The following is a 6,047-nucleotide window of genomic DNA, read 5'->3' as shown; positions in this document are numbered from 1 at the left end:
GCCAAAGAATACATCGAATTTGAAGTGCGAAAAGCATATACTCAATTACAAATGTCGTATCAGGCTCGAAACATCCTTCACAAATCACTAGCGGATGTGAAACAAATACATCAATCAGTCTCCAATTTTTATAATCAAGGATTAGTTCAAAAATCGGATGTATTGAATGCTCAGGTACAAGTTAATACAATTGAAACTGCATTGGCAAAAGCTGAAAGTAATATACAGAATGCCTCAGACGGACTGCGTCTTCTGATAGGATTGGAAACAAGCAGCGATGTATATACAACAGATTCATTGTCGCAAGAGATAAGCCTGTTTCAAGATAGAGAGCTTTCGTCTTATCGTTCCGATATCATGGCGCTAAACAAAGCTGTAGATGCGACAAACATGATGGTAAAATCTTCAAAAATGGCATTTCTGCCACGTATCAATGCTTTTGGTTCATATAGCTTAAATGATTCGAAGGCTTTCAAATTTGGAAATGATTCTTACCTCGTTGGTATAAATCTAAGCTGGACAATATTTTCAGGCAATCAAAACCGGAGTAAGATGAAATCGGCACAATTCCAAAGAGATAAAATGCAAGAAGAGCTCAACCTGCATATCAAAAAAGAAGAACTAGAGCTAAATAAAACCAAACGTGATCTGAACGATTCCCAAATCGAGATCAACAAACAAAAGGCCAGCGTGGAACAAGCTGATGAAGCATTACGTATTCTCTCCAATCGTCACCGTGAAGGTTTAGCGAGTACCACAGACTTGCTAATGGCACAGGCTCAATTCTTTCAACAAAAACTGATGCTATCTCAATCTATTATGTCGTATAATATAACAGATGCATACCTCAATTTTTTATCAAAAACTAAGTAACAAATAAAACCTATAAATAGATATGAAAACTTTAAGAAATGCATTTTTAGGAATAGTGGGAATATCAACTCTTTACTCCTGCTCTTCTTCCGATAAATTAGAGGATAAAGATAAGACTATAGTAAAAGTAGAAGCTTATTCTCCGGCTCAATCTACAAACGAAGGATTTTATCTTAGCGGTGAAGTCACAGCCAAGCAAACCGCTAACATCAGCACCCGAATGATGGGCTATGTAACGAAGATATATGTAAAACCGGGTGATAAAGTAGCATCAGGACAACTCCTCGTATCTATTAGCAGCGATGATATTCTGGCAAAAAAGGCTCAGATACAAGCTATGATCACCGAAGCTGAAGCAGCAGCAAAAAATGCCCAACGTGATTATGAGCGTTTCAAAACACTGCGCAACCAAAACAGCGTATCTGATAAGGAACTCGAAAATGTGGCTTTGCAGAATACTTCGATGAATGCGAAAGTACAAATGGCTCGCCAACAGATGAACGAAGTAAATGCGATGCTTTCCTACACCAATATACGTGCTCCATTTTCGGGAGTCGTAACACAAAAGATGGTGGACGAAGGGAGCATGGCAAATCCGGGAATGCCTATTTTGACGATTGAGCAGAATGGTGAATTGCAGGTTATAGCATCTATACCCGAAAACTATATACAGTATGTAAAAGTAGGTGATATAGCCCAAATGGAATTGAAATCATTAGGGATAACGATCGATGGAAAGGTATCCGAACTCAGTCCGTCGGCATTCCGCACAGGAGGACAATACTCTATGAAATTAGCTATTGACACCAAAGATAAAGAAAATATACGCCCGGGGATGTATGTAAATATATTGATACCTAACAAAACAGGAGAGAATATTACATTTAAAATCATGCTGGATAAAAGCTCTATTGTATACCGTGATCAGCTTACGGGAGTATATGTGATAGACGACCAAAGTCAAGCTAATCTTCGCTGGATACGTTTAGGCAAGACAATCGGCAATCAGGTAGAAGTACTTTCGGGTTTGAGCCAAAACGACAAAATTGTATCCAAAGCCGAAGGCAAATTATATAACGGAGTAAAAGTATCTGTAAATAAATAAAATTATGGAAAACGGAATTTCAGGAAAAATAGCCGGAGCGTTTATCAAGTCTAAATTGAGTATCCTACTCATGCTAGCTTTTATGCTCTTAGGTCTGTTCAGCATATATTTCATACCCCGCGAAGAAGAACCTCAGATTGAAGTTCCTATGGCGGACATCATGATTGGTTATCCCGGAGCAACACCCCAGGAAGTAGAATCGGGTGTTGTACAACCTATCGAAAAAATCATATCGAATATCAAAGGTGTAGAGCATGTTTATTCTACTTCTATGAATGGTATGGGTATGCTCACCGTACAATTTTATGTGGGCGAAGATGTGGAACGTTCGTTAGTAAAACTTTACAACGAAATGATGAAGAATATGGATCGTATGCCACAAGGTGCTACTATGCCATTGGTAAAATCACGAGCCATAGATGATGTTCCCGCATTGGCATTCACTTTTTGGAGTGATAAAATGGGTGATTACCAAATACGCCAGGTAGTAGAAGTAGTTGGCAACGAGATAAAGAAAATACCTGATGTAGCACAAGTGAATATTGTAGGTGGACAAAGCCGACAGGTGAAGGTCATGCTCGACAAAGACAAGATGGCTCAGAGCAAGCTCGACTTTGGAGCAATAGCCCAATCACTGCAAGCAAATAATGCACAGATGCAAAGCGGAAATATCGTAACAGGAGATATGGTTTACTCTGTGCAGACAGGCAATTTCTTTGCGAATGTGGATGAAGTGAAGAATCTGATTGTAGGAACAAATGACAATCAGCCGGTTTACCTGTATCAAATAGCAGAAGTAGAAGACGGACCGGAAGTACCCAAACAATATGTTTCGTTTGGATATGGAGCTGCATCAGGCGATAAAAAAGCCGGCATGCCCGATGACTATTCGGCTGTAACGATTTCTATTGCTAAGAAAAAAGGTGCTGATGCAATGAAGCTGGCAGAAGTAGTTATTGATAAAGTGGATCACCTGAAAAAAGATGTTATCACAAAGGATTTAAATGTAGATGTTACCCGTAATTATGGAGAGACGGCTTCACACAAAGTATCCGAATTACTGTTCCACTTATCCATTGCAATTATAGTTGTAACCCTGTTTGTAATGATAGCTATGGGATGGCGTGGCGGTTTGGTAGTATTTCTTTCCGTGCCTGTAACATTTGCCCTCACTCTTTTTGCTTATTACTTCTTGGGATATACACTCAATCGGATTACACTGTTTGCTTTGGTATTTGTTACAGGCATTGTTGTGGATGACTCCATTGTGATTGCGGAAAATATGCACCGTCACTTTAAGATGAAAAAACTACCACCGTTACAAGCTGCGCTATATGCTATCAATGAGGTAGGAAATCCAACTATCTTGGCAACGCTGACTGTTATCGCAGCCGTACTGCCCATGGCATTCGTATCGGGAATGATGGGTCCATATATGAGTCCGATGCCTATAGGTGCATCCATAGCCATGATTTTCTCTTTACTAGTAGCTCTGACGTTGACTCCTTATTTCGGTTATTTATTCTTAAGACATAAAGAGAAAAAAGGAGAAGGACACGAAAGCGAAGAAAAAGAAACGGATTTGCATGAAACAAAAATATACAAATTATATACTAAAATAGTAACTCCGTTTTTGGAAAACAGAAAACGCCGTTGGACATTTATGATTGGCTTAACTGTCGTTTTACTGGGATCGTTTGTGTTGTTTTATACAAAATCTGTTCCGGTGAAAATGTTGCCTTTCGATAATAAGAATGAATTTCAAGTAGTGATTGATATGCCGGAGGGAACAACTTTGGAACGTACTGCCGCCGTGACTAAAGAATTAGCTGTGTATATCAGCCGAAATGATAAAGTAACCAATTATCAAACGTATGTGGGTACTTCTGCTCCTATTAGCTTCAATGGATTGGTTCGCCACTATGATATGCGCATGGGTGACAATGTAGCTGATATCCAGGTTAATCTTATTGACAAAGGAGAACGTAGCGAACAAAGTCATGATATAGCCACATCGGTACGTGCCGATTTGCAAGCTATCGGTAAAAAATACAATGCCAATGTGAAAATAGTAGAGGTACCTCCCGGCCCTCCTGTAATGTCTACAATTGCAGCCGAAATATATGGTCCAGACTATGATCAACAAATAGCTGTAGCCAAACAAGTGAAAGATCTGTTGGCGCAAACTGACAATGTGGTCGATGTTGATTGGTCGGTAGAAGATGCTCAGACTGAATATAAGTTTGAGGTAGATAAAGACAAAGCTATGAAATTGGGAATTCCAAATGCACAAGTTGTTCAGAATATGAGAGCGGCTCTATCGGGTATGCCTGTAGGTATATTGCATCAACCTTCGTCTGTCAATCAGGTAGGCATTGTACTTCAACTGTCAGAAAAAGAGAAATCGAGTATAGAAGATGTACTAAGCATGAAAGTTGTGAATCAACAAAGTATGGCAATTCCCGTCAGCGATTTGGTGAAGGTCACTAAAGGAGAAAAGGAAAAGAGCATTCACCGCAAAGATCAAAAACGTGTAGTTTACATATTAACCGAGGTTGCAGGAAGTTTAGAAAGCCCAATATATCCTATTACGGAAGTGTCGGATAAGTTATCTCAGGTAAAACTCCCTGAAGGATACACTTTATCAGAAGAATATAGTAAACAACCAAAATATGAAGACAACTTTTCCTTAAAGTGGGATGGAGAATGGCAAATAACATACGAGGTGTTCCGTGATTTAGGATTAGCATTCTTATTTGTATTAATTATTATTTATGTACTCATTGTCGCTTGGTTCCAAAACTTTATAACGCCCTTGGTACAGCTGGCTGCCATACCTTTATCATTGATTGGTATTATTTTCGGTCACTGGATTATGGGAGCTTACTTTAGTGCTCCGTCTATGATTGGATTCATTGCCTTAGCCGGAATTATGGTGCGAAACTCTGTACTACTTATCGACTTTATCGACATACGACTCAAAGATGGTATTCCATTAAAACAAGCTGTGATTGAAGCCGGAGCTGTACGCACCACGCCTATCATACTGACTGCCGGAGGCGTAGTCTTGGGGGCAATCGTCATTCTATTCGACCCCATTTTTCAAGGTCTGGCAATTTCTTTGATGGGTGGAACAATAACCTCTACTGTACTGACACTGATTGTTGTGCCGTTGTTGTATTTCAAAATGTTGAAAAAGAAAGTAAAATGATTATGAAGCTATTAGTTGTATTAAGTATAAAGGAATATCAGGAGCAGGTGGGAAGCCTGCTCCATGATGCCGGAGTAAAACGGTTTAGTGTAACCAATATCACCGGATATAAAAAGAAGGAAGAAAACTTGGGCTGGTTTGCAGCGAATGGAAATAATGCAAAAACTAATTCGATAATGCTTTTCAGCTTTGTAACAAAAGAAATTGCAGACAAGGCTATTTTAGAAATTGATAGTTGTAATATTGAGACAAAAAATCCTTTCCCTGTACATGCTTTTGTCCTTGATGTAGAGAATTTTTCTAAACTGATTTGATTATGAAACGTGAATATATTATACGGATAGTAGCGGGTACAATGGTTTTAACAGGCATTTCTCTGGCTTATTTTGTTTCTATCGGATGGCTGTTGTTACCTGCTTTTGTTGGAGTGAATCTTATACAGTCTTCGTTTACTAAATTTTGTCCGTTGGAAATCCTGCTCGATAAACTGAATATTAAACGGTAAATTGATTAATTAAACTTGAGAGAGCAAAAACCGAATACAGAAATCGTCTTTTGCTCTCTTTTTTAGATATGAAAACAATATTTTATACAATAATCATATTGTTTATCCTCATTATACACATTCCCAGCGTCTACTCACAGGAAAATACGATCTTACAGGTAGATAGTATTTCACTTCGGAATAACTATCTGAATGAGATGCAGTCGATAAATGTATTGAGACATAAACCGATTGAAGTTTCGGAAGACCTTGTAAGATCTGTACTCGACAAGCAGACACCTTTTGCGGGTTACCGATTTATTTAAAGGGATTCCGGTTACCATATAATTATCCTTATATACCGCAAAAGGTGT

6 protein-coding genes are annotated in these 6,047 nt (G+C 38.7%); all 6 read left to right on the top strand.

Annotated features, from left to right (window positions below):
- The coding region (locus LDB17_RS14505; protein WP_393925114.1) for a TolC family protein at nt 1-873 on the top strand (873 nt) is incomplete at its 5' end.
- A 22-nt stretch (nt 874-895) separates the two neighbouring features.
- Nucleotides 896-1,978: an efflux RND transporter periplasmic adaptor subunit gene (locus tag LDB17_RS14500; RefSeq protein WP_252639051.1), complete on the top strand. Its 1,083-nt coding sequence runs from the start codon at nt 896-898 to the stop codon at nt 1,976-1,978.
- Between the two features lie 4 nt (nt 1,979-1,982).
- A complete protein-coding gene (locus LDB17_RS14495) occupies nt 1,983-5,189 on the top strand; it encodes an efflux RND transporter permease subunit (RefSeq protein WP_252639052.1) in 3,207 nt (1,068 codons plus the stop codon).
- Between the two features lie 2 nt (nt 5,190-5,191).
- A complete protein-coding gene (locus tag LDB17_RS14490) occupies nt 5,192-5,503 on the top strand; it encodes a hypothetical protein (RefSeq protein WP_252639053.1) in 312 nt (103 codons plus the stop codon).
- 2 nt (nt 5,504-5,505) lie between these two features.
- A complete protein-coding gene (locus LDB17_RS14485; protein ID WP_252639054.1) occupies nt 5,506-5,694 on the top strand; it encodes a DUF2892 domain-containing protein in 189 nt (62 codons plus the stop codon).
- 68 nt (nt 5,695-5,762) lie between these two features.
- A complete protein-coding gene (locus tag LDB17_RS14480; protein ID WP_393925113.1) occupies nt 5,763-5,999 on the top strand; it encodes a hypothetical protein in 237 nt (78 codons plus the stop codon).
- Nucleotides 6,000-6,047: the final 48 nt, after the last annotated feature.

The organism is Dysgonomonas sp. Shenzhen-Wh21, assembly GCF_043392705.1.
GTDB lineage: Bacteria > Bacteroidota > Bacteroidia > Bacteroidales > Dysgonomonadaceae > Dysgonomonas.
This window is presented reverse-complemented; position numbering and strand designations above follow the sequence as displayed.